Origin of the sequence: Vibrio sp. M60_M70 (assembly GCF_037162085.1) — a bacterium.
GTDB classification, from domain to species: domain Bacteria; phylum Pseudomonadota; class Gammaproteobacteria; order Enterobacterales; family Vibrionaceae; genus Vibrio; species Vibrio diabolicus.
In genome coordinates this window covers 26,442-53,067 of sequence record NZ_JARLUL010000003.1, presented here as the reverse complement: position 1 = coordinate 53,067, position 26,626 = coordinate 26,442, and the positions used below count along the sequence as shown (strand labels likewise).

General features: G+C 42.7%; 29 protein-coding genes and 1 pseudogene. 13 read left to right on the top strand and 17 right to left on the bottom strand.

Annotated features, from left to right (window positions below):
• The first annotated feature begins 4 nt into the window (after positions 1-4).
• From merF to P4S59_RS24310, 3 genes are read left to right on the top strand one after another with little or no spacing between them, the layout of a single operon-like run.
• Complete coding sequence (gene merF, locus P4S59_RS24320) at positions 5-262, top strand: mercury resistance system transport protein MerF (protein WP_337169251.1); 258 nt, start codon at positions 5-7, stop codon at positions 260-262.
• Complete coding sequence (merA, locus tag P4S59_RS24315) at positions 255-1,751, top strand: mercury(II) reductase (protein ID WP_253644439.1); 1,497 nt, start codon at positions 255-257, stop codon at positions 1,749-1,751. The genes merF and merA overlap by 8 nt, the downstream gene beginning before the upstream one ends.
• A 39-nt stretch (positions 1,752-1,790) precedes the next feature.
• Complete coding sequence (locus P4S59_RS24310; RefSeq protein ID WP_050582022.1) at positions 1,791-2,078, top strand: MerR family transcriptional regulator; 288 nt, start codon at positions 1,791-1,793, stop codon at positions 2,076-2,078.
• 173 nt (positions 2,079-2,251) lie between these two features.
• On the opposite strand, the gene P4S59_RS24305 is transcribed toward P4S59_RS24310, so the two are convergent.
• The 3 genes from P4S59_RS24305 to P4S59_RS24295 form a co-directional block, all read right to left on the bottom strand.
• Positions 2,252-2,533, bottom strand: coding sequence for a thioredoxin family protein (locus tag P4S59_RS24305; protein WP_029788655.1), 282 nt, complete (start codon positions 2,531-2,533; stop codon positions 2,252-2,254).
• 413 nt (positions 2,534-2,946) lie between these two features.
• Complete coding sequence (locus P4S59_RS24300; protein ID WP_170897565.1) at positions 2,947-3,252, bottom strand: helix-turn-helix domain-containing protein; 306 nt, start codon at positions 3,250-3,252, stop codon at positions 2,947-2,949.
• Positions 3,242-3,592, bottom strand: coding sequence for a type II toxin-antitoxin system RelE/ParE family toxin (locus P4S59_RS24295; protein ID WP_258520172.1), 351 nt, complete (start codon positions 3,590-3,592; stop codon positions 3,242-3,244). The genes P4S59_RS24300 and P4S59_RS24295 overlap by 11 nt, the downstream gene beginning before the upstream one ends.
• A gap of 273 nt (positions 3,593-3,865) precedes the next feature.
• Here P4S59_RS24295 and P4S59_RS24290 point away from each other — a divergent pair, with 273 nt between their 5' ends.
• A complete protein-coding gene (locus tag P4S59_RS24290; protein ID WP_238777244.1) occupies positions 3,866-4,492 on the top strand; it encodes a recombinase family protein in 627 nt (208 codons plus the stop codon).
• 544 nt (positions 4,493-5,036) lie between these two features.
• Here the strand turns inward: P4S59_RS24290 and P4S59_RS24285 are convergent.
• From P4S59_RS24285 to P4S59_RS24260, 7 genes are all read right to left on the bottom strand, one after another.
• Positions 5,037-5,186, bottom strand: a complete 150-nt coding sequence (locus P4S59_RS24285) for a hypothetical protein (RefSeq protein ID WP_181714985.1) — start codon at positions 5,184-5,186, stop codon at positions 5,037-5,039.
• A gap of 75 nt (positions 5,187-5,261) precedes the next feature.
• Positions 5,262-5,651 (bottom strand): ArsR/SmtB family transcription factor, encoded by a 390-nt coding sequence (locus tag P4S59_RS24280; RefSeq protein WP_113606151.1) that lies wholly within the window; start codon positions 5,649-5,651, stop codon positions 5,262-5,264.
• A gap of 57 nt (positions 5,652-5,708) precedes the next feature.
• Positions 5,709-5,912: an SHOCT domain-containing protein gene (locus P4S59_RS24465; protein WP_443089058.1), complete on the bottom strand. Its 204-nt coding sequence runs from the start codon at positions 5,910-5,912 to the stop codon at positions 5,709-5,711.
• A gap of 87 nt (positions 5,913-5,999) precedes the next feature.
• Positions 6,000-6,512, bottom strand: a complete 513-nt coding sequence (locus P4S59_RS24275; protein ID WP_113606150.1) for a Spy/CpxP family protein refolding chaperone — start codon at positions 6,510-6,512, stop codon at positions 6,000-6,002.
• A gap of 85 nt (positions 6,513-6,597) precedes the next feature.
• The gene (locus P4S59_RS24270) at positions 6,598-7,311 is read right to left on the bottom strand and encodes a transposase (RefSeq protein ID WP_337169250.1); all 714 of its coding nucleotides are present in this window, start codon (positions 7,309-7,311) and stop codon (positions 6,598-6,600) included.
• Between the two features lie 21 nt (positions 7,312-7,332).
• Complete coding sequence (gene lspA, locus P4S59_RS24265) at positions 7,333-7,845, bottom strand: signal peptidase II (protein ID WP_004863699.1); 513 nt, start codon at positions 7,843-7,845, stop codon at positions 7,333-7,335.
• A gap of 3 nt (positions 7,846-7,848) precedes the next feature.
• Positions 7,849-8,745 carry a cation transporter gene (locus P4S59_RS24260; protein WP_020744994.1) on the bottom strand — a complete coding sequence of 299 codons (897 nt, stop codon included), beginning with the start codon at positions 8,743-8,745 and terminating at the stop codon, positions 7,849-7,851.
• A 95-nt stretch (positions 8,746-8,840) separates the two neighbouring features.
• Between P4S59_RS24260 and cadR the strand changes: the two genes are divergently transcribed.
• The 3 genes and pseudogenes from cadR to P4S59_RS24460 all read left to right on the top strand — a co-directional run.
• Entirely contained in the window at positions 8,841-9,248 is a 408-nt protein-coding gene (gene cadR, locus P4S59_RS24255) for a Cd(II)/Pb(II)-responsive transcriptional regulator (RefSeq protein WP_048608525.1), read from the top strand.
• Between the two features lie 180 nt (positions 9,249-9,428).
• Positions 9,429-10,451: an IS110 family transposase gene (locus tag P4S59_RS24250; RefSeq protein ID WP_102552417.1), complete on the top strand. Its 1,023-nt coding sequence runs from the start codon at positions 9,429-9,431 to the stop codon at positions 10,449-10,451.
• A gap of 314 nt (positions 10,452-10,765) precedes the next feature.
• Positions 10,766-10,966: pseudogene (locus tag P4S59_RS24460) on the top strand (hypothetical protein); the annotation flags it as partial.
• On the opposite strand, the gene P4S59_RS24245 reads toward P4S59_RS24460, so the two are convergent.
• The 6 genes from P4S59_RS24245 to P4S59_RS24220 are packed head-to-tail and all read right to left on the bottom strand — an operon-like array spanning position 10,963 to position 17,962.
• Positions 10,963-12,015, bottom strand: coding sequence for a cysteine desulfurase family protein (locus P4S59_RS24245; RefSeq protein WP_337169249.1), 1,053 nt, complete (start codon positions 12,013-12,015; stop codon positions 10,963-10,965). The pseudogene P4S59_RS24460 and the gene P4S59_RS24245 sit on opposite strands and share 4 nt — an antisense overlap.
• Positions 12,008-12,940, bottom strand: coding sequence for a phospholipase D family protein (locus P4S59_RS24240; RefSeq protein WP_337169248.1), 933 nt, complete (start codon positions 12,938-12,940; stop codon positions 12,008-12,010). Before P4S59_RS24240 ends, P4S59_RS24245 begins: the two co-directional genes overlap by 8 nt.
• A complete protein-coding gene (locus tag P4S59_RS24235) occupies positions 12,940-14,253 on the bottom strand; it encodes a hypothetical protein (protein ID WP_337169247.1) in 1,314 nt (437 codons plus the stop codon). Before P4S59_RS24235 ends, P4S59_RS24240 begins: the two co-directional genes overlap by 1 nt.
• Before the next feature lie 25 nt (positions 14,254-14,278).
• Complete coding sequence (locus tag P4S59_RS24230; RefSeq protein WP_337169246.1) at positions 14,279-14,440, bottom strand: hypothetical protein; 162 nt, start codon at positions 14,438-14,440, stop codon at positions 14,279-14,281.
• Between the two features lie 54 nt (positions 14,441-14,494).
• On the bottom strand, positions 14,495-16,318 hold the full coding sequence (locus P4S59_RS24225) for an ATP-binding protein (RefSeq protein ID WP_337169245.1): 1,824 nt from the start codon (positions 16,316-16,318) through the stop codon (positions 14,495-14,497).
• A gap of 6 nt (positions 16,319-16,324) precedes the next feature.
• A complete protein-coding gene (locus P4S59_RS24220) occupies positions 16,325-17,962 on the bottom strand; it encodes a DEAD/DEAH box helicase (protein ID WP_337169244.1) in 1,638 nt (545 codons plus the stop codon).
• 264 nt (positions 17,963-18,226) lie between these two features.
• On the opposite strand from P4S59_RS24220, the gene P4S59_RS24215 reads away from it, so the two are divergent.
• The 6 genes from P4S59_RS24215 (at position 18,227) to P4S59_RS24185 (ending at position 25,801) form a co-directional block, all read left to right on the top strand.
• Positions 18,227-19,192, top strand: coding sequence for a DUF4007 family protein (locus P4S59_RS24215; RefSeq protein ID WP_337169243.1), 966 nt, complete (start codon positions 18,227-18,229; stop codon positions 19,190-19,192).
• A complete protein-coding gene (locus P4S59_RS24210) occupies positions 19,189-22,551 on the top strand; it encodes a hypothetical protein (RefSeq protein ID WP_337169242.1) in 3,363 nt (1,120 codons plus the stop codon). The genes P4S59_RS24215 and P4S59_RS24210 overlap by 4 nt, the downstream gene beginning before the upstream one ends.
• Positions 22,552-22,567: 16 nt before the next feature.
• Entirely contained in the window at positions 22,568-23,467 is a 900-nt protein-coding gene (locus P4S59_RS24205; protein ID WP_337169241.1) for a phosphoadenosine phosphosulfate reductase family protein, read from the top strand.
• Positions 23,468-23,989: 522 nt separating this feature from the next.
• On the top strand, positions 23,990-24,148 hold the full coding sequence (locus tag P4S59_RS24195; protein WP_337169255.1) for a ribbon-helix-helix domain-containing protein: 159 nt from the start codon (positions 23,990-23,992) through the stop codon (positions 24,146-24,148).
• A gap of 291 nt (positions 24,149-24,439) precedes the next feature.
• On the top strand, positions 24,440-24,646 hold the full coding sequence (locus P4S59_RS24190; RefSeq protein ID WP_025589582.1) for a hypothetical protein: 207 nt from the start codon (positions 24,440-24,442) through the stop codon (positions 24,644-24,646).
• A gap of 195 nt (positions 24,647-24,841) precedes the next feature.
• Positions 24,842-25,801, top strand: coding sequence for an IS481 family transposase (locus P4S59_RS24185; protein ID WP_337169240.1), 960 nt, complete (start codon positions 24,842-24,844; stop codon positions 25,799-25,801).
• A 189-nt stretch (positions 25,802-25,990) separates the two neighbouring features.
• Here P4S59_RS24185 and P4S59_RS24180 read toward each other — a convergent pair whose 3' ends face one another.
• Positions 25,991-26,593: a hypothetical protein gene (locus P4S59_RS24180; RefSeq protein ID WP_337169239.1), complete on the bottom strand. Its 603-nt coding sequence runs from the start codon at positions 26,591-26,593 to the stop codon at positions 25,991-25,993.
• Positions 26,594-26,626: the final 33 nt, after the last annotated feature.

Below are 26,626 nucleotides of genomic sequence, written 5' to 3'. Positions count from 1 at the left end.
TGCCATGAATAGACAGCGCAAGTTATTGAGGCTGGGTATAGCAGGAACGGTTATTGCCGCACTGTGCTGTTTTACCCCTGTACTGGTCATATTGCTGGGAGCGGTTGGTTTATCTGGGTTACTGGGTTATCTGGATTATGCGTTGCTTCCTGCGTTGGCATTCTTTGTTGGCCTGACCGTTTACGCCTTATACCGAAATAAAGGGGAACAACAGAAGTCCGATTGTTGCCCTCCTAATCAACAGGATGAAATAAATGAATAATGACCAATCTGCCTTTGACGCTGAAGAAGTGACAGTAAATCACTCCAAATCATCCTGTTGCAGTGGTGGTGAAGCTAAGTGTAGTGGAAGCGATGAACTTCACGTTGCCATTATTGGTAGTGGCTCAGCCGCTTTTGCCTGCGCAATTAAAGCTGCTGAAGGCGGTGCTAGGGTGACGATTATAGAAGCCAATGAGGTTATTGGCGGCTGCTGCGTGAACGTAGGGTGTGTGCCATCAAAAATACTGATCCGAGCGGCACAATTGGCTCAGCAACAACGCAGCAACCCGTTTGCAGGGCTGGAAAATCAGGCTCCATTACTTAGCCGTTCCTTGTTGGCAAAACAACAAACGTCTCGTGTTAATGAGTTAAGGGCTGCTAAATACCAGAATATTTTGGATAACAACCCCGCACTGAGCCTCATAAAGGGGTACGCAAGCTTTAAAGATGCACGGACATTGGTGGTAAGCAAACCTGATGGTCAAGAGGTGGAAGTGATTGCTGACCGATTCCTTATAGCAACAGGCTCTACACCTACCATTCCTCCAATCGACGGACTGGCAGATACACCTTACTGGACATCTAACGAAGCTCTGTTCGCAGAGCAAACACCTGAGCATTTAATTGTCATCGGCTCATCAGTCGTGGCACTAGAAATTGCCCAGGCATACCGACGTTTGGGTGCTGAAGTTACTCTATTGGCAAGACATACCCTGCTATACAAAGAAGATCCCTTATTGGGCGAACAGTTAGCCAAGTCATTTGAAAAAGAAGGTATCCGTGTGCTGACTAATACCCAGGCCAGTGAGATACGTTTCGATGGTAAACAGTTCAAGCTGAAAACCAACAATGGCCAATTAAGCAGTGATAAATTACTGGTGAGCACTGGACGTCACGCTAATACTGCCAAGCTCAACCTTGATATAGCAGGTGTTGAAACGGATAAGAATGGCTGCATTAAAGTGAATTCGCGAATGGAAACTTCTGTCCCCCACATTTATGCAGCGGGTGATTGCAGTAACATGCCTCAGTTTGTTTATGTGGCCGCCGCCGCTGGCAGCCGTGCAGGCACTAATATGACAGGCGGTGATGTGACCCTGGATTTATCCGCCATGCCGTCAGTGATATTTACCGATCCGCAAGTGGCAACAGTAGGGCTTACAGATGCGCAGGCCACAGCTCAAGGGATCAATACCGACTCTCGCGTTTTGGAGATGGAAAACGTCCCAAGGGCATTGGCAAATTTTGAAACGGACGGCTTTATCAAGTTAGTCATCGATGCCGATACAGAACGACTCATTGGCGCACAGCTTCTCGCCCATGAAGGAGGAGAGATCATCCAGAGCGCTGCACTGGCCATTCGCAATAAAATGACAGTTAAGGAATTAGCTGAACAGTTGTTCCCTTATCTCACCATGGTTGAAGGGTTAAAGTTATGCGCCCAGACTTTTAGCAAGGATGTAAAAGCACTCTCTTGTTGTGCGGGTTAACGAATAGACTTGTGTATTGATGTGTAACGAGGGTTGAAGATGACAATTTCTATGACTAAAACTCACCCAGGAATGTCGATTGAAAGTGGTTATCCAATCACAATTTCAAACCTCGCCAAAGCGGCTGATAACTCTGTACATACAGTGAGAAACTATCTGGCTGAAGGATTAATTTCAGCCTATTCAAAAACAAAAGGCGGCTATTGGTTGTTTGATGAAACCGCTCTTGACCGCTTAACCTTGATTAGAGCAGCGATGGTTGCGGGCTTAAGGTTACAAGACATCAAACCTCTTTTATCCGCCCTCGTTCTCCCCGACCATCGGTAAATCAATCGTGAAAAGAGGCTTATTGATCCGCAGATAGCACAGAACCATCAGAGGCTCACCCAGTTGTCCCAACTGCTGGAGAAACTGTGATAAAAAAGGGGAGATGGCATACAATGGCGGAACTACTAATTTCTTTCTTAATTGCGTCTCAATCAAGTTTCCTTGATTGACCGTTAAGGCGTGCTGCGCCCTAAAGGCGAACCCACCCCAGCGGCCCTAAGCACCGACTCGTCAATACCACGGTTGGCACAACAATCAGCGAGTTTGCCATCAATAACAACGGCAGGAAGTGACTTAATTCCAAGCTTCTTCGCACGGGTAGCAATGCTATGTTCGTGCATATCAAGAACGGCAATATCACATGATGGACAAGCCATGCTCTTCACCTGTTCGACAACTTCTTCACATACAGCACAACCAGCGCTGAATATCTCAATTTTACGTTTAGTCGTCATGGTGGTTACTCCGTCAAACAATAGAGTTAACAGGTTGAGGTTGACCGTGGATGGTGCGAGCTTTCCAATAGGCTTTCACCGTGAGTCCACCTAAACATATTGTAGACCTTGGAGTTAGGTCAAAGGTCAAGCTATCCACAGCAAATGTCGATAGTTGGTAAGAAGACAGGTAGCGGCAAATTCTCTTATTGAAGCGATTTGGCTGTACCTCACCAACATTACCAAACCTAATCCAATTCACTTTTAACACGAAATGAATGAGCAAGTACTCTAAATGGGAATGGGGCATTTTTAAGTTAGAAATGGCAGCGTCCCTATGCTTCGCTGCCATTTTAATATGATTTGTCACCGCACTTGCGTCCTTACAAGCAGGGCAAGCAACCTAATATACAACTCAGACAAGCATTCAAGTTTCACACCGGGAAGCCAAAATGTTTTCCGTCTGGCAGTTCTACATCAATGCGAAGCTTGCCACCGGTCGCTTCGACGTATTTCTTTAGAGAGCTAAGACGTAAATCTTTGCCAGATTTCTCTAGATTGGCAACTGATGGCTGGCTAATGCCCATAGCTTTAGCGATTTCTACTTGAGATAGATGGGTGATCTCTCGAAGCTCAGCAAGTCGAATGTCAAGAAGCATATCCGCTGCTTTTTCTTTAGCGGCAGCAAGTGCTTCTGGTGACATTTTTGCGTCAAGTACGCTTAATGGGTTACTTTTCATTTTTAAGTTCCTCTAAATGCTCATCAAATTCTGCATCAGCAATCGGAATCATCTTTTTGTAGAATCTCTTATCGCCAGTTTTATCACCGCCACATAAGATAATTCCTGTTCTTTCTGGGTCAAAAGCAAAGAAAGCCCGTATAGGTTTCCCATTGCTTTGCACTCGCAACTCTTTCATGTTGCTGTGCTTTGAATCTTCCACAGTGTCAGCGTATGGTCTGCTCAGCTGAGGCCCTCTTTCAAGAAGAACCTGGATGCATGCGCGGACATTAATTTGATCGCTTTCATCTAGTGATAGAAACCACTCGTCAAAAAGTGGTCTAGTTACTACATTCCACATGTTTTATCTTTGTTTTCTTAGTATAGACTATATTCTATATAGATTTTTATTTATATACAATCACGTCAACTTTAATAACCACTCACCCATACAGATAACAAACGCAAATTCTATGGTTAAGCAATGCCTCGGTTAAAATAAAAAAGTCTGAATTGGGTACACCTCAAGCAAACCATATCGCATCTTTGAAAAACTGGTTCGTTTATTATTGGTTTTATACCCTATGTGAACTAATATTGAATACCATACTTAAAACAGACCGAAGTGACAAAAATGTTCATACGAGGATACCTAAGAGCATCAACTGTTGAACAGGATGCTAATCGTGCTAAAGCTGAATTAGAGCGGTTTGCTAATCAAAAAGGTGTACGTATTGCCAGTTTCTATATTGAAAACCAATCAGGTTCTAAACTAGAAAGAGCTGAGCTATCACGTTTAATAGATGATTCTCATCAAAATGATATTTTGCTTATCGAAAAGGTTGATAGGTTATCAAGATTGCCATATGAACAATGGAAGCTGCTCAAACATCAATTAGTTGATGCGGGACTTCATATTGTTGTTCTTGACCAGCCAATGACTCATGCGGCCCTCAGTGGTAACGCCGAAAGTTCTATGATTTCAAAAGTGCTCACTGAGTTTATGATTGATCTCGCTGCGGCAATGGCCAGGGATGATTATGAGACTCGACGTAAAAGACAGGCACAGGGAATACAGAAAGCAAAAGCCTTGGGTAAATACCAAGGGAGAAAACCAGATCTCAAGCTGAGAGAAAACGTAGCACTTTTACTTAGTGAGGGGAAAAGTTGGTCTCAGATTCAACATCTTTTAGGCTGTAGTCGATCAACTATTGCAAAGGTCAAAAAGCAGGGTAACTCTGACAAAGACTTCACTTTGTAACAAGGAATTAATCGAAGCAAATTTTATAAGGTTACGCTCTTAGCGTACAATATTTTCCGAATCGTCGTGTGACCCCAATAGGGCTTTTAGGAGGGCAGGATTGTGAATAAAATTTATAGAGAAAATCTATATATAGGACATATGGGATTAAATATACTTATAAAGACTATTTAAGTGAACTTGAATAGCTATCACTGAGATTTGGGGCTTGGTACCGTAAAGCGCCGCTCGTCCAATTTACACGTTTTTCCTGATAATATTGCTATTAGTGTTGGTATAAAACGGGAGAGAGTGATGGTACTGGTACTGTTCGATTTAACCGTCTTTCAGATTATCCTCTGACTAACCTGAATTCTAAAAGTGCTCTTTATCATTTAATTTGCCTTCTTTTTGAGCAATAAGCAAGAAGATAATTGTAGTATATCCGAACGCGTAAAGCACCCAGTTAAAACAACGAGTAAGAAAGGTAATTGAATACCAAAAACAGAGGCTGAGTATCATGAATGCAGGGTATCGGCTTTACATAGAGCAGTGGAAATAACTATTACTGATTGATTGGAGTGGCAGGGCTATTATCTGATGTCGTACTATCGCTCATCTGCATTGATGAGTGATCCATCATAGCCATTTGGCTAGACTGTTTATCCATCGCTTGGTCATGCATCATCTGACAAGGCTCTGCAGCATACGTCATGCTTGGCCAACAAAGACCTGCAATATAAGTAATACTGTTAGCTCCTTTTAACAACAATTTTAGGCTATCAGGGTATTAAATGAGTTCAAGTTTTTTATCAAAAAATGGTCCCATTTCACTCCCAGGCTGGGCCATTTTTATTATAGTGCCGATCTTTTCATTGCCGATAGAGTAAAAAGACTGGGTTCCTTCTGAGCGAGATTTTAATAATTGATTGTCCCGCAATATTTTTAAATGCTGACTGGTAGAAGACATAGACAGCTGTAGTAGCTCTGCAATTTCGTTTACACATAATTCAACCTGTTGCACACTCAAAATTATTTTCAACCTAGAATGGTTACCCAGTAATTTGAATAATTCAGTTGCTTGCATTAAGTCTGTTTCTGCTGCAATTGACGCTTTGGCCTTGGCTATTTTTAGCTTGACTTTGCGACATTCAGTACAAATTCCCAGGTTGTTTCCCACAATTATCTCCTTGATATGAATTCCCTCACCGCCAGAGCAATGAGAGAACGTTTTGGTTTAAGAGCGTGAGAGCAACTCTTGTTTTATTTTTTGATATGTTTCTTCGTCAATATCGCCTCTGGCGTAACGCTCCTTTAAAAGCTCAAGGCTGTTAACTGGTTTATTACTGTTGATTTGTTGGGATTTATTTTTCAGTAACAACTGAACTAATTTAACCAAGGCTAATATGATGACAGTCCATAGTAATAACGAAAATATCATGCCAAACGGTCCCGGAAAAAAAGCCCAAAATCACACCAACCATTGCCCCAATAGCCAGAAGAGTGCATAGCGTTCATATTATTCACCTTAATAATGTTGTGATTGGCTACCCATCATATTTTGCATATTGGCAGACATTTGTTGCATCAATATCAAGTATTGCTCCTGTTGTGCCGGTGTTAATAGCTGATAGGCCTGGTGACGGGCTTTTAACATAGTAAGCATATTTTCGCTCATCACCCCTTGGCGCTTTGCGAGCATTGCTCTGGCTTTAGCTTCATCAAAGGTGGGTGCCGTGGTTAATGCCTGACATTCCGCCATATATGCTGGCATATTGGCCATCATCACTTGCCTGCCCGCCATTGCTTGGGTCATAATAGCCTGGATCTCTTGCTGTTGCTTAGTGCTTAGATCCAGCTGGAAGAACATTCCCATCATCATGTTGCCGCCCATCATGTTGCCACCCATCATGTTGCCATTCATCCCCCTGCAACCTTGCATCATGTTGCCCTGCATATTGCCATGTGCCAGTGCTAATGAGGCGGCTCCAAAAGTAAGACCGAGGGTTAAGGCTGCTGTTGTCAATTTGTTAGTTTTCATCTTTTACTCCACTTTTTAAATAAATTTGGGTATACGGATTTAATGGTTGATGGGGCACCTTCACCCCATCAATCTGATACCACCCTCAGATGGTTGATAGATCGACTCCGTAGTTGAGTTCCTCTGCGAAGTCCGGCAGTCCGTAACCGATGGTTTTCTTGTAGAAAGGAGAGACCTTCGCAGTCGGTGCCTTCTTCTTGTGCTTCGTGGTGTAGAGCATTCGTGCCCGCATCACCTCGAAGGAGTAACCGCGCCCTTCACGGTTCTTGTCCTTGGCCAGTCGGTTGATGGACTCCGTGTAAGCGTTGGTGACGGGCATGTCCGTCTCGAAGTAGGTCATGGTCTCTTCGCGCCAGTTTCCCACTGCCCTGACCAGATCGCTCCAGACTTCCTTTTGGCCCTTCGGGATGGTGGCTATCCACTCGTCCAGGCCGGTCTGTGCCGCCACAAAGGTGTAGGGGTGGTTGAAGGATTCCTTCTCCACGTACTCATGCAGCCGCAGTGTCATACGGAATCCGTCCACCATCTCCGGTAGCTGGGGCCTGAATGTTGTCTTGCAGGCCCGGCAGGTGTATCGGCGGCGGACCACCCAGAGAGTGACCCGCTTGCCGTGGATGGGCAGATCACGATAGGGAACGTCACGCTTGCCGAACCGTACGAACTCACCCTGCACGCCGCATTCCTCGCAGGCGATGGGATCGGGCACGTCCACCTGGAAGTGCATTTCGTCGTCGGTTGATTTGCAGCCCAGTGCTTGGTATTGCGGCAGGTGAAGGATGTTGTCGGGAAGTTCGGTCATGGTGTTGTATAGGCGTAGGTGTCAGTCAGATCCATCCGGCTCGGCATTGGTGTTTGCTTTTTTACCCAACAAGCTGCTGGAAACGAAAAGTAAGGCACCGAGGACAATTGCAATATCAGCCAGGTTGAAGGCCGGCCAATGCCAGTCTCGCCAATAGAAATCAAAGGAATCCACAACATAGCCGCGAAAGACCCGGTCAATCAGGTTGCCCATGGCGCCACCGAGGATAAGACTGTAAGCGATGGCTTCTCCTTTATGACGATTTTCAAGGATCAGCTTGATCAGAAAAATCGAGACCACTACCGCGATTCCGATAAAAAAGTAGCGCTGCCAGCCTCCACCATTCGCAAAAAGACTGAATGCGGCACCGGTGTTCCATAGGTGCACCCAGTTAAAGAACGGGGTCACCGAAACATACTCGCCATAGGCCATTGATTGCTGCACCAGCCACTTTACAGCCTGATCAGACGCTGCCAGCAGGCCCGATATGGACAATAGGGCATACGGCGAGAGCTTTTTGCCAATAATGAGCATTATTTAACCCTTCAACGCCAAAATGCGTCTGGCACCGTTAAGTACAATGCCCCCCGCGATGGTGCCGATAATCAGATCCGGATAATTGGAACCGGTCCACGCGACCAGGGCGCCGGCGGTGATGACCCCCAGGTTGATCACCACGTCGTTGGCCGAGAATATCCAGCTTGCCTTCATGTGCGCCCCGCCTTCCCGATGTTTGGATATGAGCAGCAGACAACTGGTATTGGCAATCAATGCGACGAATGCGATAGCCATCATCACCAGCGATTCAGGCTCACTACCGAATACAAAGCGTCTCACCACCTCTACGAGCACGCCCACAGCCAAGATCAGTTGCAGTACACCAGCAAGATGCGCGGCACGTACCTGCATTTTCACGCTATGTCCAACCGCATAAAGGGCAAGCCCGTACACCGCCGCATCGGCAAAATTGTCCAGGGATTCTCCAATCAGGCCGGTGGACCGGGCGATCAGACCGGCAGTCATTTCCACCACGAACAGAAGTGCATTGATGCCGAGCAACCAGCGCAGGGTCCCGGATTCTTGCTTAGCAGAAGCTGCCGAAAACTCGGCGGCCTTGATGGTCTCCGGATTTGCAGCGACGGTTTCCTGAAGCGAGGCGCCTAGCCCCAAGGTCTTCAGTTTCGAGGTGACGGGCTCGACCTCGCCGTCATGCACGACCTTCAGCCGGCGGTTCGACAAGTCGAAGGACAGCGCCCGAATCTCCTCAAAGCCGTTCAGGGCTAGGCGAATCATTCGTTCTTCTGATGGACAGTCCATCTTCGGCACGGCATAAACACTGACCCATCTCCCTGGCGCCTCGGAGGAGGCCTGTATATCGGTATCCGCTGCGGACGTTGCATCAGCGCCACAGGCGCCACCACAGGATTTGCTCATAATACGACTCCACTTGAACAATGTTGTGGTACCATTTTAAACTATAAAGCTACTATAAGGTCAATAGAGTAAAGAATCCGTTGGGGAGGAGGCTGATGCGCATTGGTCAGTTGGCACAGTTGGTAGGGGTCGACACACAGACGATCCGCTTCTATGAACAGCAGGGCTTGTTGCCGCCGCCTGATCGGCAGGACAACGGTTACCGTGTCTATACCGAGAAGCATGGTGAGGGGCTGGCCTTCATCCGTCGCTGCAGAATCCTGGGCCTGTCACTGGCTGAGATTCACGAACTACAGAGCTATCAGGACGACCCTCATCAGCCTTGTACCGCCGTCAACGCCTTGCTCGATGATCACATCTCTCATGTGCGGTCGCAGATAACCGCTCTGCAAGCGCTTGAGAAACAACTCGTTTCACTGAGAGCGAGTTGCAACGATGACCGGGAAGTTGAGGCGTGTGGGGTTCTTGCTGGAATTAGCGAAGGAAACATGCACCAGCAGTAGGTGAAGCATCAACCAGATAATCCGATGAGATGCCGGTCTGTCTCACTCTCATGCAAAGGTAAGATCAACCATTTAATCCGCTTACCCGTTTTTTGTTAGCGTATGGAATGGACTTCCTCCCTATCACTCAGCCGTTAGTTCTGAGATGATAAATTCACCATTTCATACGGAGATAACAACATGGCTGTGACTGTATTAGGTATCGACCTAGCAAAAAATGTGTTCGCATTGCATGGTGTTGACCACAAAGGCAATACCATTTTATGCAAACCCAAAGTAAGTCGGGCCAAGCTGTTAGAAACGGTAGCCAATATGCCACCGTGTCTGATTGGAATGGAAGCATGTAGCAGCGCTCATTTTTGGGCCCGATTATTCAAAAATGTCGGCCACGAAGTTCGCCTCATCGCTCCTAAGTTTGTCTCTCCTTATCGACTGTCTGGCAAAGCAGGGAAAAATGATGCTGCTGATGCTCAAGCTATCTGTGAAGCAGTTCAACGTCCTCATATGCGATTTGTTAGCATCAAGTCAGAAGAGCAGCAATCGATTCAATGTTTGCACCGAGCTAGGCAGGGCCTAAATGAAGAAAGGACGGCAGTATGCAACCGCATTCGTGGTTTGCTCGCTGAGTTTGGTGTGATTGCTCCTTTATCACCGGAGCGATTGCGTAACGAGTTCGAGAGCATGAAGGTTCACCTTCCAACCTTAGCCGCAACTTGCATGGATGAATTATTTCTTCATATAGACAACATTGAGCGCAGGCTTTTAAAGTTCGACCGACTGATTAAAGAGACGGCAGAGCAAGATGAACGATGCCGACTATTGATGCAACTAAAGGGGGTTGGACCTATGACAGCCAGTGCTCTAGTATCAGCGATCTCTGACGGAAAAGAGTTTCGTAATGGCCGTCAATTGGCGGCCTGGTTGGGTTTAACACCTTCTCAATACAGCAGCGGAGGGAAACCAAAATTAGGGCGAATTACTAAAGCTGGTGACAACTATATTCGTAGTCTGCTTGTGCAGGGGGCGCGTTCAATGATGGCTAGCGCCGGACGAAAAGACGATCCGCTCAGTAAGTGGGTCTGTGATGTCAAAGATCGCCGTGGTTACTGGCGAGCCGCTATTGCTTTAGCTGCAAAAAATGCACGACACTGTTGGGCAATACTTCACTATGGTGAATCATTCGAAAATTGTTATTCAACCTAAATAAATCTCTTACCACCAATGATGACAACGCAAATATGATAAGGGTTAAGACCCCGCAAGAGGTGCCTGAGAAAACGTTAGGATGTTAAATATCCGATTAGCGTATGAGGTTCTTGCGAGCGTCTTTCATTTTGGTCCGGAACAGAATATTCCAGTATGACCGCTTATAGTACTGCATCTTAATCTTCATTGTGATTGCGTTCAGAGCACCCATTGACATCGGGAGGAAGTCCTTATAGTACAATATTTTCCGAATCGTCGTGTGACCCCATAGAGAGCGAGTTGATGGACATAATGGTCTATTACTCGCCCCGCACATTGATAAATTGTTTGATAAACACTTAATTAGTTTTAGCTCTGCAGGAACAATACTTATTGCGCCAAGTGTGCCTAAGTCACTGTTTAAAAGTTGGCATATCGAACTTACACAAACTTACTCATTCACAGAGCAACAACGTAACTACTTGAAAGTACATCGAGCGATATTCAATGAACTCCATGACGAACAAGACTAAACTGGCATGTGAAAGGGAGGCAAGCTGATTCGGTATGTTCTGCGAGCCTCACTTTCTGACAAACCAATCGCTGATAATACGTGGGACGGTGTGTTTGAGAGCGAATTACAAGCCGAGCCTTGAGAAATCAACCACGCTTGATCTTTAAGAAAGCGCTTTACTTCATCATCATCACTAAATGTAACGTTCCAGGTTGTAGCAACGAGATCATTACCCCCATTACGCGAGTATTGATATCCGCTAATGATGCTCTCAAACTCATTTTGCTGCGGGCTTGGCTCTGCTGGGAAATGTTCAACAGCAGCTCCTAAACCTACAATTAGCGGGGTAGGGGAAGTGCCTCCACGGATTCCTAACTCCTGACCGCCACCATGGATCAGCGGGACCAACTCGACATCGCGTGCATCGCGCACGTACAACGCACCAATACCTTTAGGACCATAGATTTTGTGGCCAGATAGCGACAACATATCGATATTCATATCATCGACATCGATATCCAATTTACAGAAGCTTTGTGCCGCGTCGGTATGGAGAGGAATGTTGTTTTCAAACGCAACATCGCCAATGTCGGCGATAGGTTGCACACAGCCCAACTCGTTATTCACATGATGGATGGAGATTAGTAGTGTGTTGGGTTGAATTGCATTCGCAACAGATTCGGCAGAAATGATGCCGTCACGGTCAGGCTCTAGATAAGTCACTTCGAAACCGATACCTTCCAAAAAACCGCAGGTGTTTAAGATACATTTATGCTCAATAGAAGAGGTGATGATGTGACCTTTATCTTCTAGGTGCTTAAAAGCCACCCCTTTAATCGCCAGATTGTTTGACTCGCTTGCACCACTAGTGAAAATTATCTCACTTGGCATCGCGCCGATTTTATCTGCAATAGCCTCTCGAGCTTGTTGAATCGCTTTGGTGGCCTTTTCTGCCTCAGCATGTGCTGCAGAAGGATTCGCATAGCTCTCGCGTTGCCATGGGGACATCGCATCTAAAACAGAAGAAGATACCGGTGTAGATGCTGCGTAATCGAAGTAGTTATTCATGACTGATTAAAGTAATACGTTGACTATAGTTAGGGCGGTCTATCTCAAACTTATCTGATGCGTAAAGCTGAAAGTAATCAAACAAGTTAGCTATATAATCTTTGATTTCTCGCCGATAAGGAAGGACATCATCTTTCAACGCGTCGTGAACCCAAGATGTTACCATACCAAAATAAGCCTCTTTAGACTCTTCCTGCAACAATTTTTGTTGAATAAAATGAAACACTTTACTATTGAGAAACGCTAACCGCGCTCTCTGTTTCGGCATACCTAAGCTAAAGACGTCCTGATCATGTAAGAATGATTCAGAATCGGCTAAATATGAACTCTCATCAGGAGTGCTCCAAGGCAAGTCCATAATATATAGCCCATCTTGAAAGTCATATGAAGATAATTCGAGCAGTTCATCCCACCACTCAGGTGCCAATTGCTCATCAGCCTTATCCGTCTGTGACAAGTACGTCTCTAGCTGCCTTAACAACTCACTGGTGACTGGTACTGCATCATTACGAATTTGAGTCACCAGGCTAATATCTTTATTAGTCAGATCCACGCGAGTAGCAAGTTCTAGGTTCCCATAACCTGAAAGTTTAAGGCCGTTACTAGTAAAATTTGCGCTTCCGATGAAGCCAATAGACTCATCAACTATGTATAGTTTTGCATGCAAATCTCGGCTGATATAGCACTTAACTCCACTATAATGAAGAACTTTTAACGCCTGTAAGTCACAAGACCCCGCAATAAAATCCTGAGGACGAGCTCGACAAACGACGTTGATATCAACACCAAGTGGAGCGGAATCAAATAAAAATTCTACAGCGGGCTGAGTTAAATAAGCGCTTATAATCGTGATCTTATTTGCGGTATCAAAACTAACTTTTAACTCATTGGCTAACTGTTCACCCAGCATTAAATTAACAGGCACTAAAAGAGATCCTCACCATGATTGATTTCATCTACTAAATGATAGAAATGTAACCCTAACATTTCTCTTGTACCTTTTAATGCATTTTCTGTGATGTTTGATAGCGTATCTCTCTCAGCATGAATCCATGCAGCATATATCTGGATAAAAATGTTTTTCTCGATATCAGGCAAAGGCTGAACATAAGTTTCATTGAACGGGTGAGAATCGTTAACTAAAAGAACCATGCCTGATTCTGTTGATCGACTGTCAAATAAAACGGAGGAGGGAAGTTTAATGAATTCAGTATCATACTGAATGCATCCTCCCATGTATTCTTTCAAACACCTCATGAAACGACCTTTTGCGATTTGGCTATTTTCATCAGCAATGACTGATAACCCACTAACTTTAGCCGTTGCCCAAAGTGCCATAAACATCTTAAGACTATTCCAGAAACTACCGTTTAATTGCGGCGAAGCTTTTTGTATATATCTATGATTGAGATTGAATTCAATGACGGTTTGTTCGTCAAGTTTAAAAGAAAAGAACTCATCGTCTGTAAGTGCACAAAACCTAAAAGTAAACTGTTTATCTAACACTTCAATTTGAGTATTGAGTCTGTGAACAGAACTTTCGCTACCCGAAACAGTATTATTTTGTGTTGGCTCTGGCGCCTCTTCCTCGTTTACAGTTTGAGCTCTATCCCACTTAGAAATAGTTTGAAGTAATTTATTTTGATACTTTTCACGAACAAAGAAACGCCCCTTAACTAAGAAAGTATATGGGTCAATGGATTGAACAACCGCTCTAGGAAGAAAATCAATAAACCATCCGGCCAGTAGTTTCCCTCTTTGAGTCCTATAATTCTGGATCGGTCCAAGGACTTGATGGCCGTCACTATCCTTAGAAGTTGTCAAAGGCTCATGAGGAGAAGAGCTGATAGACAAGTGGTTACTGAGTACTTCGCTTTTGGCCAGTAAAAAAGTTTCCACTTCTTCATCTGTTAGCCATAACTTCAACCTTGGCCGATGAATATCGAGGCTAGATGCCAAAAATTTATGCAAATGTTTTGTTTTTAGTAAAACAGCCTTATGACTTTCAACTAGCCCAGTCAGATTAAAACTATCCGGGTTTTCAGGTTCACCTTTCGGTAGAGTAAGGGCTGGCTTAGTCTTCTCTGTAATATCTGAAGGAACCTCTAATCCTGGCTGAGAGGGAGTGTGCGGAAGGCTTGTTTTTTCTTGAGTAGTGGAGTTAGACAGCTCTTCACCTACGCGATTGCTTTTATTTGAAAGATTCGCCCGCTTTTGTCGATTAAACTCTAACGACAACAGCGCGAAGTCACTCCTAAGCTTTTCAAGTTCGGTATTTAACTTTATATTTTTTTATTTCCTGATCTAATTGCTCAGATTTTTCACCTAGAGCCACTTTTGTTACTTCCAACTCCTTCTCAAGATTATTTATATGAGACATAGATACTCGAATTAAGCCCATTGCCTCTATTAGATTGTCTCTCATAACAGATTCCTAAAAAGCCCAAACAAAACAAACTTTGTTTGGGCTTTCAATTACTTAATCATCATCAACTAAATAGTCATTCAGCATTCGCCCCCAATGCTCACGTGCAACTTCTAGTATATTGCGTTGACGTTCTGAAAGTGCCTCATTCTCCATTCTAGCCCAAGCACCAAGACATACTAACAGGATATCTTTTTGACTATCTTCTGCATGCAACATCAGTTTTTCGTAAAAGGGATGGTTTGTATTCAATTGCAGTAGAGTTAAACCATCAAAACGACTAACATCAAAAAATATATCTTGCATAACTGATATTTCTTGTATCTTAAAATGCTCACCATTTCGAACAATACTATCAACCATCTCTTGAGCAGACGTCTCAGTCACAGAGTTATCTCGTTTAAGAGTTTTTATAATCTCTGGTTTATCTGATGGTTTTACTTTTTCATCAGGGTCAGGACCTCGTCCAGATTCGCTTCTTTTATTATTTATACTTTCTATGATTATCTCCGCTTTAGGTCGCTCTTTTCTATCCTTATTCGCAGGACCTATAACATCTACATTTAAAGCATCAACTAATTTTTCTACTGCTTTAATTGCTCGTGTTAGAGTAACAGAAACTTCATATAGCTTAAGCTTAGGATCATTATTCTCTACCAGATCTTGTTGGTATTCTTCTGAATTAGAAAAACCCAACTTTTCAGCATCAGTGTCCAAATCCATATTTTCAAAATTGACAGCTGCTTGCTTATTATTAAGTACACCAAACACTTTATCTAGGCCAGGTGGGAAGTTTACTTCTACCCCCATAAAACGAGATTTGGTTTGTATCAAGCTTTTACTTAAAAAATCTGTACGAGTTTCTAACTCTCGGCCAGCACGAACAATTGAAACTCCAATATTTGTAGCCATATGACTACCCCAAACAGTACCACCTAACTTATTACCTTTAATATTAGGAGCTCGTTTTATTGCATTAGCAACTTCGTTTTTAATCATAGAAACTAAAATTTCTACGTTATAAACTTTCCCTTCAAACGGTATTTCAACTACTTCCCTTTGCTTGATCTCAAACGGCACTTCACCTTGCATAGGCGCAGGTAATTCTGGAAGCGACGTATTAGCACTCAAGTAAAGTGGATCATTCGCCCTAAACTCTGACGCTTTAGGGTTTTCCGAAGGCAGGAACTTCTTGTTTGCTTCATTCCATAAATATGGCTCAAAATTAATTTTTACTTTACCTTCAGCGATAAACTTGCGGTACATTCTGCCAACTAGCATTTCAGAATGTTTGTAAATAGAAGCTGCCGTTTTCCATTGCAAGCGATCTAACCTGCTCCATAAAATGAAAGTACCGGATTCTGGAAGTCTGTCACCTTCAATGATCGACTTATACTCTAGGGGAATGGGCTTTTCTATTGGGTATGGAATCGACTCAAGGTCGCCATGTTTCATCTCATCAATATCTAAATAGGTATAACATGGCGATGCACCTTTCTCCCAGCTCCAAACTTCCACACGCTTACACTGTGAAATACTCGAGTTAGGCAGTCCCATGCCAAATTTACCCATACCTTCAGGATCATCTTTGTGTTTAGAACCACCAAACTCTAAAGCTAAATGAAGCACGTCTTTACTCATGCCTTTACCAGTATCAAAGATACCAATACGGTTGATTCTACGAGTACTTCTTGCTCCTGATGAGTCGACTTTTTCAAAGCACAACAACTTCACATTTTCTGCACCAGCTTGGATGCTATTGTCTATTAATTCAGCCAATGCATATGCTGCGTTTTTGTAACCATTATCGCGCATAGACTCAATAGCCACGGCTCCACGAATAAACGGTTTATCGTTATTTGTTTGTGTATTCATCATAAGTACTTATTCCGGTTTCCACATTTGGTCCCAATATTCGAATGCCCGACAAACACTACGAAACTCGGGGATATTGTCATTCACGGTATAAACTCGACAGTGTTCATTGCCTCCGCTTCTTATACCTCGCATAGCTCTTCCGGCCATTTGAGAGTATTGAACCAATGAATTTGTCGGTCTCGCGATAATGGCAACGTTGGTGCATGGCGCATCAAAGCCAGCGGTTAACACACCAAAGTTTATTAATACGTTTATCTTCTTATTTCTATAGTCACTAATCGCTACCGCACGCTCAACCTTTCGAGTTTTTCCATCAATGCTTCGACAGGCAATCCCTTTTGCTGCAAGAATCATCGCAAGTTCATTCGCATGATCGACCGTACAGGCAAAAACTATGATCTGAGATTGATTCGCTAACTCAGCTTCAATTGTTTCCAACAGTTTTTTATTACGGTTATCGTTGAGAGATAGTGCTTTGAGGACTTCGCTGTTATCTACCCTAGCATTCTCAGGATCACCAGGTAACTTCAAGCTTAAATCATCATAGTTAAGTTGCTTAAACTCAGCTTTAGCTAAATAGCCCTTTTCAACTAAGTAATCTAATGGAGAGAGGTAACCATGAACCTTCATCGTTACCTTGTTGTTTTCAAAAAAATCGCTTAGTCGTTGATTTTCTTCTATGAGATTATCATCATCACCAAGAACTCGTCCTGGCGTAGCAGAAAGACCAACAAGAAAAGCGTTATTCTCCGAGTGATTTAAAAAGTTATCGACAATACTTTTATATGTAGGAGCGATTGCTATGTGGGCTTCATCAAATATTACAAGTGATGTGTTCTTCCTTAATAGCTCATAGACAAATTGCAATGCCCCCGCATCATTTCTCCCCAGACTATGCAACTTCTGTAAACCCGCGACTAAAAAGCCTCGAGTAATACCACTAATGGACAATTCAGAATCACCATAAAACGAATATACAGGTAGGTCATGGTTGCCAATACAGCTCCAAGCCTTTAAAAACTCATCACAAGCTTGCTCACACAACTCTCTAGTATCTGCTAACCATACAACTAAGCTATTCGGATTCGAACGCAAGTAGGAAGAGACAATGTTCATTGCAGTACGAGTTTTACCCGCACCCGTAGGTAAATGCAATAATGCCCTTTTAATATCACTCGCTTGGATATGGCATTGGATACGAGCAGCACAATCAATCTGGTAATCATATAAAGGGTAAGCAACACTCGCTTTCTTTGTCCCTTGGACTTTTTCTTTCAAAGAATCGAATTGTTCTACAACTTCACCGATGCCTAGAGCTCTATAAAAGTCATTGGGACAACGTTCAGAAATCTCACGTAAGACCTCATAATTTTGACGAATGTCGCTCTCGTTGTACTCTATTCCTTCAAGACTTACATTTTCAATGATTTCCCTAACCTGAAGTGGAGTCATCCTCTGTAAGAGGATGTTTCTAGAACTCTCTTCAAAAAGGAGCTTCAAACCAGCTGACTCGTAAAGAATATTTGACAAGTCAACTTCTGAGTGCAACTCGCTACTAAGCTTTTCTACATAGTCTTTTTGAGACTGAGTCAAAAGACTAAACTTATCGCTTGATGATAAGTTTCCAATGATTTGTTTTAACACTCTTTTCTTCCACTTCCGGCAACAGCTTATTTACTCAATTCAAAATATAGTGATACCACCTAAGGTATTGTACTACTGTTTATTAAGATAATAATAAAGTAGCATATATACAAATCAACAAGTTAAACTTCATCTTTCTTGAGACTGCTCACTGTTCTATCAATTGAAGGTATTATTTACATTCTCCCCCCTAGACCTTGACTTGATATCCTGTAGAATTGCTGTTTGGATAAAATCTCCAAGTCAGTAAGCAAGGTAATAACATTGAGCATTGAGTCTAGTCACCTGAAATTTTCCGGGCATCAAACTTTCCCTATTCGATACGGTTGGATTTATAAAATAATTCAAGAAGTTATCAAAGGTCATTCCCTATCAAGCAAAGAAAACATCGAAGATCAGATGATCTCTATGGGGATGGGTAAAAATATGGTGCTGTCGGTAAGGCACTGGATCAGAACGCTCAACTTGGTTACCTGTACTGATAAAAAAACTCAGCAATACGAACTGACAGATTTAGCTAAAAAGCTATTCGTTGGTGATGATGCTTACGATGAATTTTTAGATAAAGTTGGTACCGTTTGGCTACTTCACTGGCTGACTCAGTCGATTAACACTCAAAATGCGGAACTCAACACTGCTCGTTGGTTCTTTAACTACTTTAATGGTGTACGCATCGACAAGATTCAGCTATCAAAAGAGATTTTGATCTCTTTAGCTAATCATGAAAAAGAACTCACGGAAGCAACGCTTAAAAAAGATATCGACTGTCTATTTCAAATGTATGCAGTGAAGACAACATCAGCATCAAAAGTAAACGAAGATACTTTTACCTCTCCTTTCACTGAATTGGGGCTCATTTATCAAGACTCCGCAAAAGACTATCGTGCAGAGTTGAAAGCGCAAAAGTCCTTACCTGTAGAAGTATTTGCCTATGCGGTTATCGACTATATGGCGAGAGCACAGCTCGGCAGTTATGGGGAAAAAATAAATAATAACAATACGTTATCATTTGACTCGCTACTTAATAACATCGGTTCTCCAGGTCGAGTTTTTCGTCTTACATCCACAGGCTTGAGTGAAAAACTCGATGAACTTGAAGTATTAAGTGAAGGCAAAATTGCTTGGACTGATACTCAAGGCTTACGACAAATTCAACATAACTACGATGATTTACAAGCTGTAGATCCTGGTATGTTTTTGCAGAAGTACTACCAGGGAGAACAAAAGTGACTCTAATAAACCAATACTCCATCGCTACACGCCAACAGCGCTCAACGCGTATTGATAGTGATCTTACCCCAGACTTTTTCAGTGGTTTGGTGTATCACGGTACCGCTCAATCAGCGTTAGAAACTTTATTCAGACAGTTTTCTCAGATAGACCAAAGAGCTTATACACTAACAGGTCCATACGGCTCTGGTAAATCAACCATCGCGTTATTGCTTACTGGTTTACTGCATCATAATGATGATATGCGCCAAGCAGCGTTAGATGTCATCAATAAAGAATCAACAGACTTATTAAAAGACAGCATTCCTTACTCTTCTGGGTGGCTACAAATACGCTCAGTTGGTGGTGTTAACAACCCTGTTGATACCTTCTGGAACGCGACGTTAGAAGCGTTACAGTCACATCCGAACACCACGAAAGTTTATAAAAAATACGCCAAAGTAGAGATCAAAACTGAGTCTGCTTTAATTGATACTTGGGAAAAACTATTCAAAGAAGTTAGTGAACTAGTAGACGGTGTATTGCTGCTTGCTGATGAAATGGGTAAGAGCCTTGAGTTTATTAATAAAAACCGTGGAGAACTACACCTTTTCCAAGACTTAGCAGAAGTATTAAGTCGTATAAAAACACCCGTTATTTTCCTTGGCTTACTTCACCAAGCTTTTAGCGAATATGCAAAAGACAGAGGTACGAAACTCCAGGAAGAGTGGGGCAAAATTCAAGGCCGTTACAACGATATTCTCTATAACGTATCGACCGATGAAACGGTCGCGCTGATTGCTAAATCTATCGTGAACATAAAGTCAGTAGATAACCGTGACGATGAGCGTGTGACTAAAGTACTCAACGCACTAACTGGTAAATCTGAGAGAAAGAAACAGCTCAAACAACGTTTAGAGCAAAGCGTACCTCTACACCCATTAACCGCATTACTACTTGGCCCAATTTCAAAGCGTCGTTTTAGTCAAAACGAACGCAGTACATTCAGCTTCTTAAACTCGCATGAGCAACACAGCTTTCAAATGTTCCTCAAGCAAAATGCGAACAAGAATGCGCGCTATACGTTAGAACATTTATGGGACTATCTGGAAACAAACTTAGAGCACGCGATTTTAGGCTCCCCAGATGGTCACGCGTGGGCGGCAGCGACTGAATCAATTCGCCAAGCAAGCAAAAAGCAAGTACCCGAGAAAGCTATTGAAATACTCAAATCAATTGCATTACTTACTTTGTTTGGACGACCTGCGAACCTATCAGCCACAAAAGAAATGCTATTAGCTGCTAGCGATATTGAAGATCCAAAAGAACTTGATGAATATTTGAAAACACTCCAAGAGGCTTCTTGCATCATCTATAGAAAACATCTGTTATCTTGGGTTGTATTTGAAGGTTCAGATCTTGATATTCCAAGCCTGATAGAAGAGAAAATAGAGCAGCAAGGTAATAGTAACGAAGCTATCAACCATATTGTATTTTCCAAACAGATCATCGCTAAAGGTTACTATCACAAAATAGGTACTCTTCGCTGGGCTGAACAGTCACTGATACAACGCTTCGATCAAGAGCAAAGCACTCAGATACTTGCACACCGCAAGGAAGAGTTTGCGAACATGTTATTGCTGTTGGAAACACAAGACGAAGCCGCTTTACGCGAACATACCCAAAAGAATTCAACACTCATTTTGGCAAATGCGAACAACTCTGAAGATATTATTGCCCTGGCAAAAGAAGTGTATGCCTTAGAGCTTATTAGATCAGATAAAGAAATCGGTCGAATTTTACAACACGACAATGTCGCTCAAAAAGAGTATCAAGGGCGCTATATCAATGCGGAAATCGCACTTAACAATGCTATTGATGAAGGCTTTAACACTGCGACTTGGTTCTATTGTGGTAAACGTTCTACAACCGAAACGCTTAGTGAGGTTGTCAGTAAAACCGCACTCAAAATTTTCGGCAAGACACCAGTGATCATGAATGAATTGGTCAACCGTAATAAGTTATCGGGTACCGCCGTTTCTGCTTTGAAAAAACTACTTGAAGCAATGCTGGATCGCGAAGATGAAGAAAATTTAGGTATTACAGGCTTTCCGCCAGAGATGTCTATGTATATCAGCTGTCTTAAAAACACAGCTGTTCATACATACGAACTCGAGCAAGATTCGCACTGGCACAGAGATGATATCAATCCTAAATTAGTGGCTGTTTTTGAAGCAGCAAACAAGCTACTTCAGGACAAAGCAGGGCAAACGGTTCTGTTATCAGAAGTCTCAGAGTTATGGAATAAGGCTCCCTTTGGTTTAACTCATGGTGTTATCCCAATTTATCTACTAGCATTTTTGAAAACGCTTGGACAAGATATCGCTTTTTATGAAAAAGACCTCGGCGGCGAATATGCATTTATCGCAGAGCCAGATGTAGATTACGTACACAAGCTAATTCGCTCTCAACATGAGCTAGCAGTAAAGTACATAGTACTCGACCAATCTGAGCAAGAATGGTTACAAAACCTGTCAGTATTTGCAGCGACCGAAACAAACCGAGATGTTGCGAACAACGTGCTAGCTGTTGCAACACCGTTGGTAACGACGATGCATAATTTGCCTCATTGGGTAAAAAATGCACATAACTTTATTGAAGACGATTTGGCAGCCAACAAGCAAGTGATCGCGATTCGTGACCTGTTCTTACAAGCTAACGACCCACACGCGCTTTTAATTAAAGACCTGCCGAAGTTATTAAACCCGGAAGACAGCCCAAGCTATTCACAGCAAATCGATGTTTTAGAAAATTGCTTTAAGATTCTGCGTGGTAAACATGAACAAATGCTTCTCCAAATCAAAGACAAAGTTAAAATCATCTTCCCTGAAACTGGTAAAGAACTTGCTTCAATGTGTAAGCTTGTTGAAGACAGAACCGGTGACTTACGCCTGAAAGCATTTGCTCGAGAATTAGGAAAGAGCGAAGATGGCTTAATGCAATGGCTAGAAAGCATGATTCAGATTGTCATCGGCCGTGGTAAGCAGAGTTGGAACGAAGGTCTTTTATTAACCGCTTCCGCTAAAATCAGTGATTTTTCTCAAGACTTTTTAAGCATAGTTAAATCGAGCTATCAAAGTGATGTATCAGCCGATGCAAAACCAGAAGCAACAAAAACTAAGCTTGTTTCTCTGGTTTTAGAAGACGATGATGGCCAACTAAAATCCTATAAAAAAGAAGTCCGTGTGACAGATAGTTCAAATTCAGACATCAAAGTACAAGACGTAAACCGAACACTAAACGCGCTGAATATGAATGAGTTTGAACGCATTCACGTACTCCAAACACTATTGAAAGAAGCACTGGAAGCTCAAGGTTAAAAAATGGGTATTAATCATGAGTGAAGAACGCAAAGTAAAACATGTACTTGGCTTATCAGGCGGTAAAGACAGCGCTGCTTTAGCCATTTATATGGCACGTAACTACCCTGAGATCGATATTGATTATTTCTTTACCGATACAGGAAAAGAGTTACCTGAAGTTTACGAGTATTTGGAACAGCTTGAGATTGTCCTCGGTAAACCAATTTCTCACATTAACGACAAAAAAGGCTTCGACTATTGGCTTGAACAGCACAATAACTATCTTCCTGCGGGGCAGCAGCGCTGGTGCACAATTCGTATGAAGCTTGAGCCATTTGAAAAGTGGATCAAACCTTATCTTGATGAAGGCTACGAAGTTGTATCTTACGTGGGTATCCGAGCGGATGAGCCGTGGCGTGATGGGTATCGCCCAAATGAAAGTCAAAAGTACTTGAAGATTAAAATGCCATTTGCTGAAGATGGCATTAAGAAACAAGGTGTTTTAGATATCCTCGACAGCGCTGGGTTAGGACTACCTAAATATTATGACTGGCGTTCTCGATCTGGATGCACATTCTGCTTTTTCCAAAGAAAAATCGAGTGGGTTCGCCTAAAAGAGATACACCCGGAAGCGTTTGAAGAAGCGAAAGCTTATGAGAAACGTGCTGATACTAGCGCCAACGGCGAAACATTCTTTTGGATGGGGCCAAACGAACCGTTAGAAACGCTCGAAGATCCAGAGCGGATTAGACAAATTAAAGAGAATCATGAAAAGGTAAAGGCACGCTTTGAGAAAAAGAAACAGCGTGAGAGAAAACGCCGTCTAGGTATGCATGCGATGGTTGATGAAAGTATGCTTATCGATACTTTAGACATGGATGCCATGTATGATCTTGAAGAAGGCGGTGGTGCTTGTGTGACTTGTTATAAGTAACATTACAAAATACATATAAAAGGGAACATTATGTGTAATTCATAGACATCCTTTCAACTGTACTGGATGTCTATAGACAGGTAAATATAACAAAGACTACAGTGGGTAAAGATATATGAGGAATGTGATGATTCAGTCCTCGTATATTTCCAGATCATAATTACGCAAGTGGGTGAAACGTGTGGAATTACTGGTATGGAAAGCCAGAGTAAACGCCCTCGCTCTTCTCCAAATGTATGTTAATTTGCGGAGATCTCACCACGTTCGAATCGAACATTGTAGTGATGAGATGAGAAAATGACGAACATGCTCTCGCTCTACTTTTCGTAAATCCTTGATCCCATAATTTCCTTTCAAATATTCCGTAAATGAACGTAGGGCGCTTTTTACCGTAGCATTCCAGGTATACCCATTCCCTTTTAACTGGTAAGCCATGATGATTACCCAGGTCGCATCTCGGCTGCGTAATCTAGTCATCGTCTTCTTTATACTATAAGTGTTAATAGTTAACACAGTAGTTTCATAGGTAGAACAACAAGTGAAATGATGAGAAGTACATTACGATTGCTTGAACAACAAGACTTACTGCGAAAAGCTCTTGATGAAGGCGAGGCAAGTGGAGAGTGCTCTTTGTCTTCAAAAGACATTGCAGCAAAAAGAAAGGCTCGACTGCATGTATAAACTCTCCCAGAAAGCGGCAGATGATTTGGGAGATATTTACGAATACATGAGATTTGACATTTATTCCACACTACAGGGAGAAGTACAAAGTCATAAATTTCATTCAAGTGACAGTGTAACCAGTGAGTGAGTTTTACAAATAAAAATGATTAAGCTAATGCGCTGCGCTTGTAGCATCCATACACCAATAAAAACGACTTTATCGATTTTTTCCTGATGTGTGGATATCCAGTTTGGAAATTTAAATCTCATGGTACGTTAGATGATAAAACCAATGACAAAGAGGCTTGTATGCTTTTTCGAATTATTTTTACTGTACTTTCATGTAGTGCGCTTTTCATCGTGATCAGTGACAACGTGGCCAACTGGATGAGTGTTATGGCTTGGATATACATTTTTGCAATGATGGCTGTCGGTGTAATGACATTGAAAGCAGATAAAATTATTACATGGTGTGATAAACTGCTTACTAAGAAAGATGACAAAAACGCTCCTTAGATGGCAATATCGATCTGTTAAGAAATTTTCGAGAGCATTTGATCGATCTTTAAAAGACTTAAGAATCCGATATTAGCTATCTGATATCGGATTTTTTATGCGTTTTGAAAGATAGTTAGTTACAACTTTTAAGGCCTTAACTTGTACCTTAACTTGTGTGATTCATAGACATCCTTTCAACTATACTGGGTGTCTATGGACAGAGAAATCCAACAAAGACTACAGTGGGTAAAAATGTATGAGGAATGTGGTGATGCAGGCCTCGTATGTCGACGTTGTGGTATTTCCAGACCAACATTACGCAAGTGGGCTAAGCGATATAAGCAGTGTGGAATTGCTGGTCTGGAAAGTCAGAGCAGACGCCCTCATTCATCTCCAGATACCAAGCTCACTGATGAGCTAAGAGCATTCATCCTTATGATGCGTGAGAAACGCAATTTAGGGGCGCGGCGTTTACAAACGGAATTAACCCGGCTTCACCAAATACACCTAAGCACCGCGACACTCCATAAAGTTTTATCCGAAGCATCAGTCAAACCCATCGTAACTTACCGACGCAAAAAAGATTTCCAAAGATATGAGCGCCCAATTCCTGGTGATAGAGTCCAGATGGACACCTGTAAAATAGCGCCTGGAATTTACCAGTATACAGCTATTGATGACTGTTCTCGCTATCGGGTTCTAAGGTGCTACTCTCGGCGCACAGCAGCAAATACAGTCGACTTTATCGATTGTGTCGTGGAAGAGATGCCATTTCCTATCCAGCGTATTCAGACGGACAGAGGGCGTGAATTCTTTGCTGAGAAAGTCCAGAAACAACTCATGATTTATGGGATCAAGTTTCGCCCAAATAAGCCTGGCTCACCTCACTTGAATGGCAAAGTGGAACGCTCGCAGAAAACAGATAAAAGTGAGTTCTATCCGACCATAGATGCCTCTGTGGGGCTGGAAGAACTGGATCTGCTACTAGCTAACTGGGAACGGCCCCACAGCTCGTTAAATGGACTAACCCCGATAGACAGGGTTACTGAGATATCTGAACAAACTCCTTTGTTTGAAGAGGTATCTCAGAACTACCAGATCAAGAAAGAACGGTTTCAAGAACAGAATTACAAGCTCGATCTTCAGCTAAGAAAATTGAAACCATCTCTATGAATCACACACTTAACTTGATGGTGTTTGACCAAATCAACTCAGTTTACTGGCTGTTCAATGGCAACCACTCCGTTTTTTGCAACCCTACCGCTGACAGGTCTAGGCAATATCCCATTATGAAAAGAAAAATGCCAGCCAGCTTAACTGACTGCATTGCCAATTTGGAGCGTCTTTATGTTCGTACAGTTCCTAGCTATTGGAGTTTACTAACTTACGCTTCTCAAGACGATTTTCTAATTCAGCGAAAGCCTCTTTTACATCTTGCTTGCCAAGTAATGATTCATTTTCTTTCAAAGACTGCTTAAAACGGTCATACGTCAAGCGCATTAGTGTATAAGAGTGGTACTTTCCATCCAGGACTACAATTTTTTGATCAACTACGTCATACCCATGTACAGGCACAGAGTCCACTAGGCTGTCGATAAGCTGCGTATATTGCTCTGTATGGCTGTTTCCGGTGTCTTTGCTGTAACTTTGCTCGTTACCCGACACTTCTTGTTTCAACGCCTTAGCAAGACCATACTGACCATCTAGTGAAGATTTTTTGATGGCGTTGTTGAGTTTGTAACTTTCGCCAATACCAACGGCGAACACACCTAAATCATCATTTTTAGGTGGTGCGATTACCCATTCGGGAACTTGGCTTAATTCTTTTTCGGCTTTCGCCTGTACCGCCTCATTCCTAAGCTGCTCAGTTTCAAGTTGCTGCTGAACCAAATTTGCTGTGCTTGGTGAAGTAGAACAACCCGCCAGTAGAATCGCCCCAAACAGTGCCGTTAATGTCTTATTCATAATTATTTTCCTTATTGTTTAGGCCAGGAGTTA

Excerpts from the sequence above, each read along its gene's own strand:
- merF (WP_337169251.1), top strand. The coding sequence starts at position 5 with ATGAATAGACAGCGCAAGTTATTGAGGCTGGGTATAGCAGGAACGGTT.
- merA (WP_253644439.1), top strand. The coding sequence starts at position 255 with ATGAATAATGACCAATCTGCCTTTGACGCTGAAGAAGTGACAGTAAAT.
- P4S59_RS24310 (WP_050582022.1), top strand. The coding sequence starts at position 1,791 with ATGACAATTTCTATGACTAAAACTCACCCAGGAATGTCGATTGAAAGT.
- P4S59_RS24305 (WP_029788655.1), bottom strand. The coding sequence starts at position 2,533 with ATGACGACTAAACGTAAAATTGAGATATTCAGCGCTGGTTGTGCTGTA.
- P4S59_RS24300 (WP_170897565.1), bottom strand. The coding sequence starts at position 3,252 with ATGAAAAGTAACCCATTAAGCGTACTTGACGCAAAAATGTCACCAGAA.
- P4S59_RS24295 (WP_258520172.1), bottom strand. The coding sequence starts at position 3,592 with ATGTGGAATGTAGTAACTAGACCACTTTTTGACGAGTGGTTTCTATCA.
- P4S59_RS24290 (WP_238777244.1), top strand. The coding sequence starts at position 3,866 with ATGTTCATACGAGGATACCTAAGAGCATCAACTGTTGAACAGGATGCT.
- P4S59_RS24285 (WP_181714985.1), bottom strand. The coding sequence starts at position 5,186 with ATGACGTATGCTGCAGAGCCTTGTCAGATGATGCATGACCAAGCGATG.
- P4S59_RS24465 (WP_443089058.1), bottom strand. The coding sequence starts at position 5,912 with ATGATATTTTCGTTATTACTATGGACTGTCATCATATTAGCCTTGGTT.
- P4S59_RS24275 (WP_113606150.1), bottom strand. The coding sequence starts at position 6,512 with ATGAAAACTAACAAATTGACAACAGCAGCCTTAACCCTCGGTCTTACT.
- P4S59_RS24270 (WP_337169250.1), bottom strand. The coding sequence starts at position 7,311 with ATGACCGAACTTCCCGACAACATCCTTCACCTGCCGCAATACCAAGCA.
- lspA (WP_004863699.1), bottom strand. The coding sequence starts at position 7,845 with ATGCTCATTATTGGCAAAAAGCTCTCGCCGTATGCCCTATTGTCCATA.
- P4S59_RS24260 (WP_020744994.1), bottom strand. The coding sequence starts at position 8,745 with ATGAGCAAATCCTGTGGTGGCGCCTGTGGCGCTGATGCAACGTCCGCA.
- cadR (WP_048608525.1), top strand. The coding sequence starts at position 8,841 with ATGCGCATTGGTCAGTTGGCACAGTTGGTAGGGGTCGACACACAGACG.
- P4S59_RS24250 (WP_102552417.1), top strand. The coding sequence starts at position 9,429 with ATGGCTGTGACTGTATTAGGTATCGACCTAGCAAAAAATGTGTTCGCA.
- P4S59_RS24245 (WP_337169249.1), bottom strand. The coding sequence starts at position 12,015 with ATGAATAACTACTTCGATTACGCAGCATCTACACCGGTATCTTCTTCT.
- P4S59_RS24230 (WP_337169246.1), bottom strand. The coding sequence starts at position 14,440 with ATGAGAGACAATCTAATAGAGGCAATGGGCTTAATTCGAGTATCTATG.
- P4S59_RS24225 (WP_337169245.1), bottom strand. The coding sequence starts at position 16,318 with ATGATGAATACACAAACAAATAACGATAAACCGTTTATTCGTGGAGCC.
- P4S59_RS24205 (WP_337169241.1), top strand. The coding sequence starts at position 22,568 with ATGAGTGAAGAACGCAAAGTAAAACATGTACTTGGCTTATCAGGCGGT.
- P4S59_RS24190 (WP_025589582.1), top strand. The coding sequence starts at position 24,440 with ATGCTTTTTCGAATTATTTTTACTGTACTTTCATGTAGTGCGCTTTTC.
- P4S59_RS24185 (WP_337169240.1), top strand. The coding sequence starts at position 24,842 with ATGGACAGAGAAATCCAACAAAGACTACAGTGGGTAAAAATGTATGAG.
- P4S59_RS24180 (WP_337169239.1), bottom strand. The coding sequence starts at position 26,593 with ATGAATAAGACATTAACGGCACTGTTTGGGGCGATTCTACTGGCGGGT.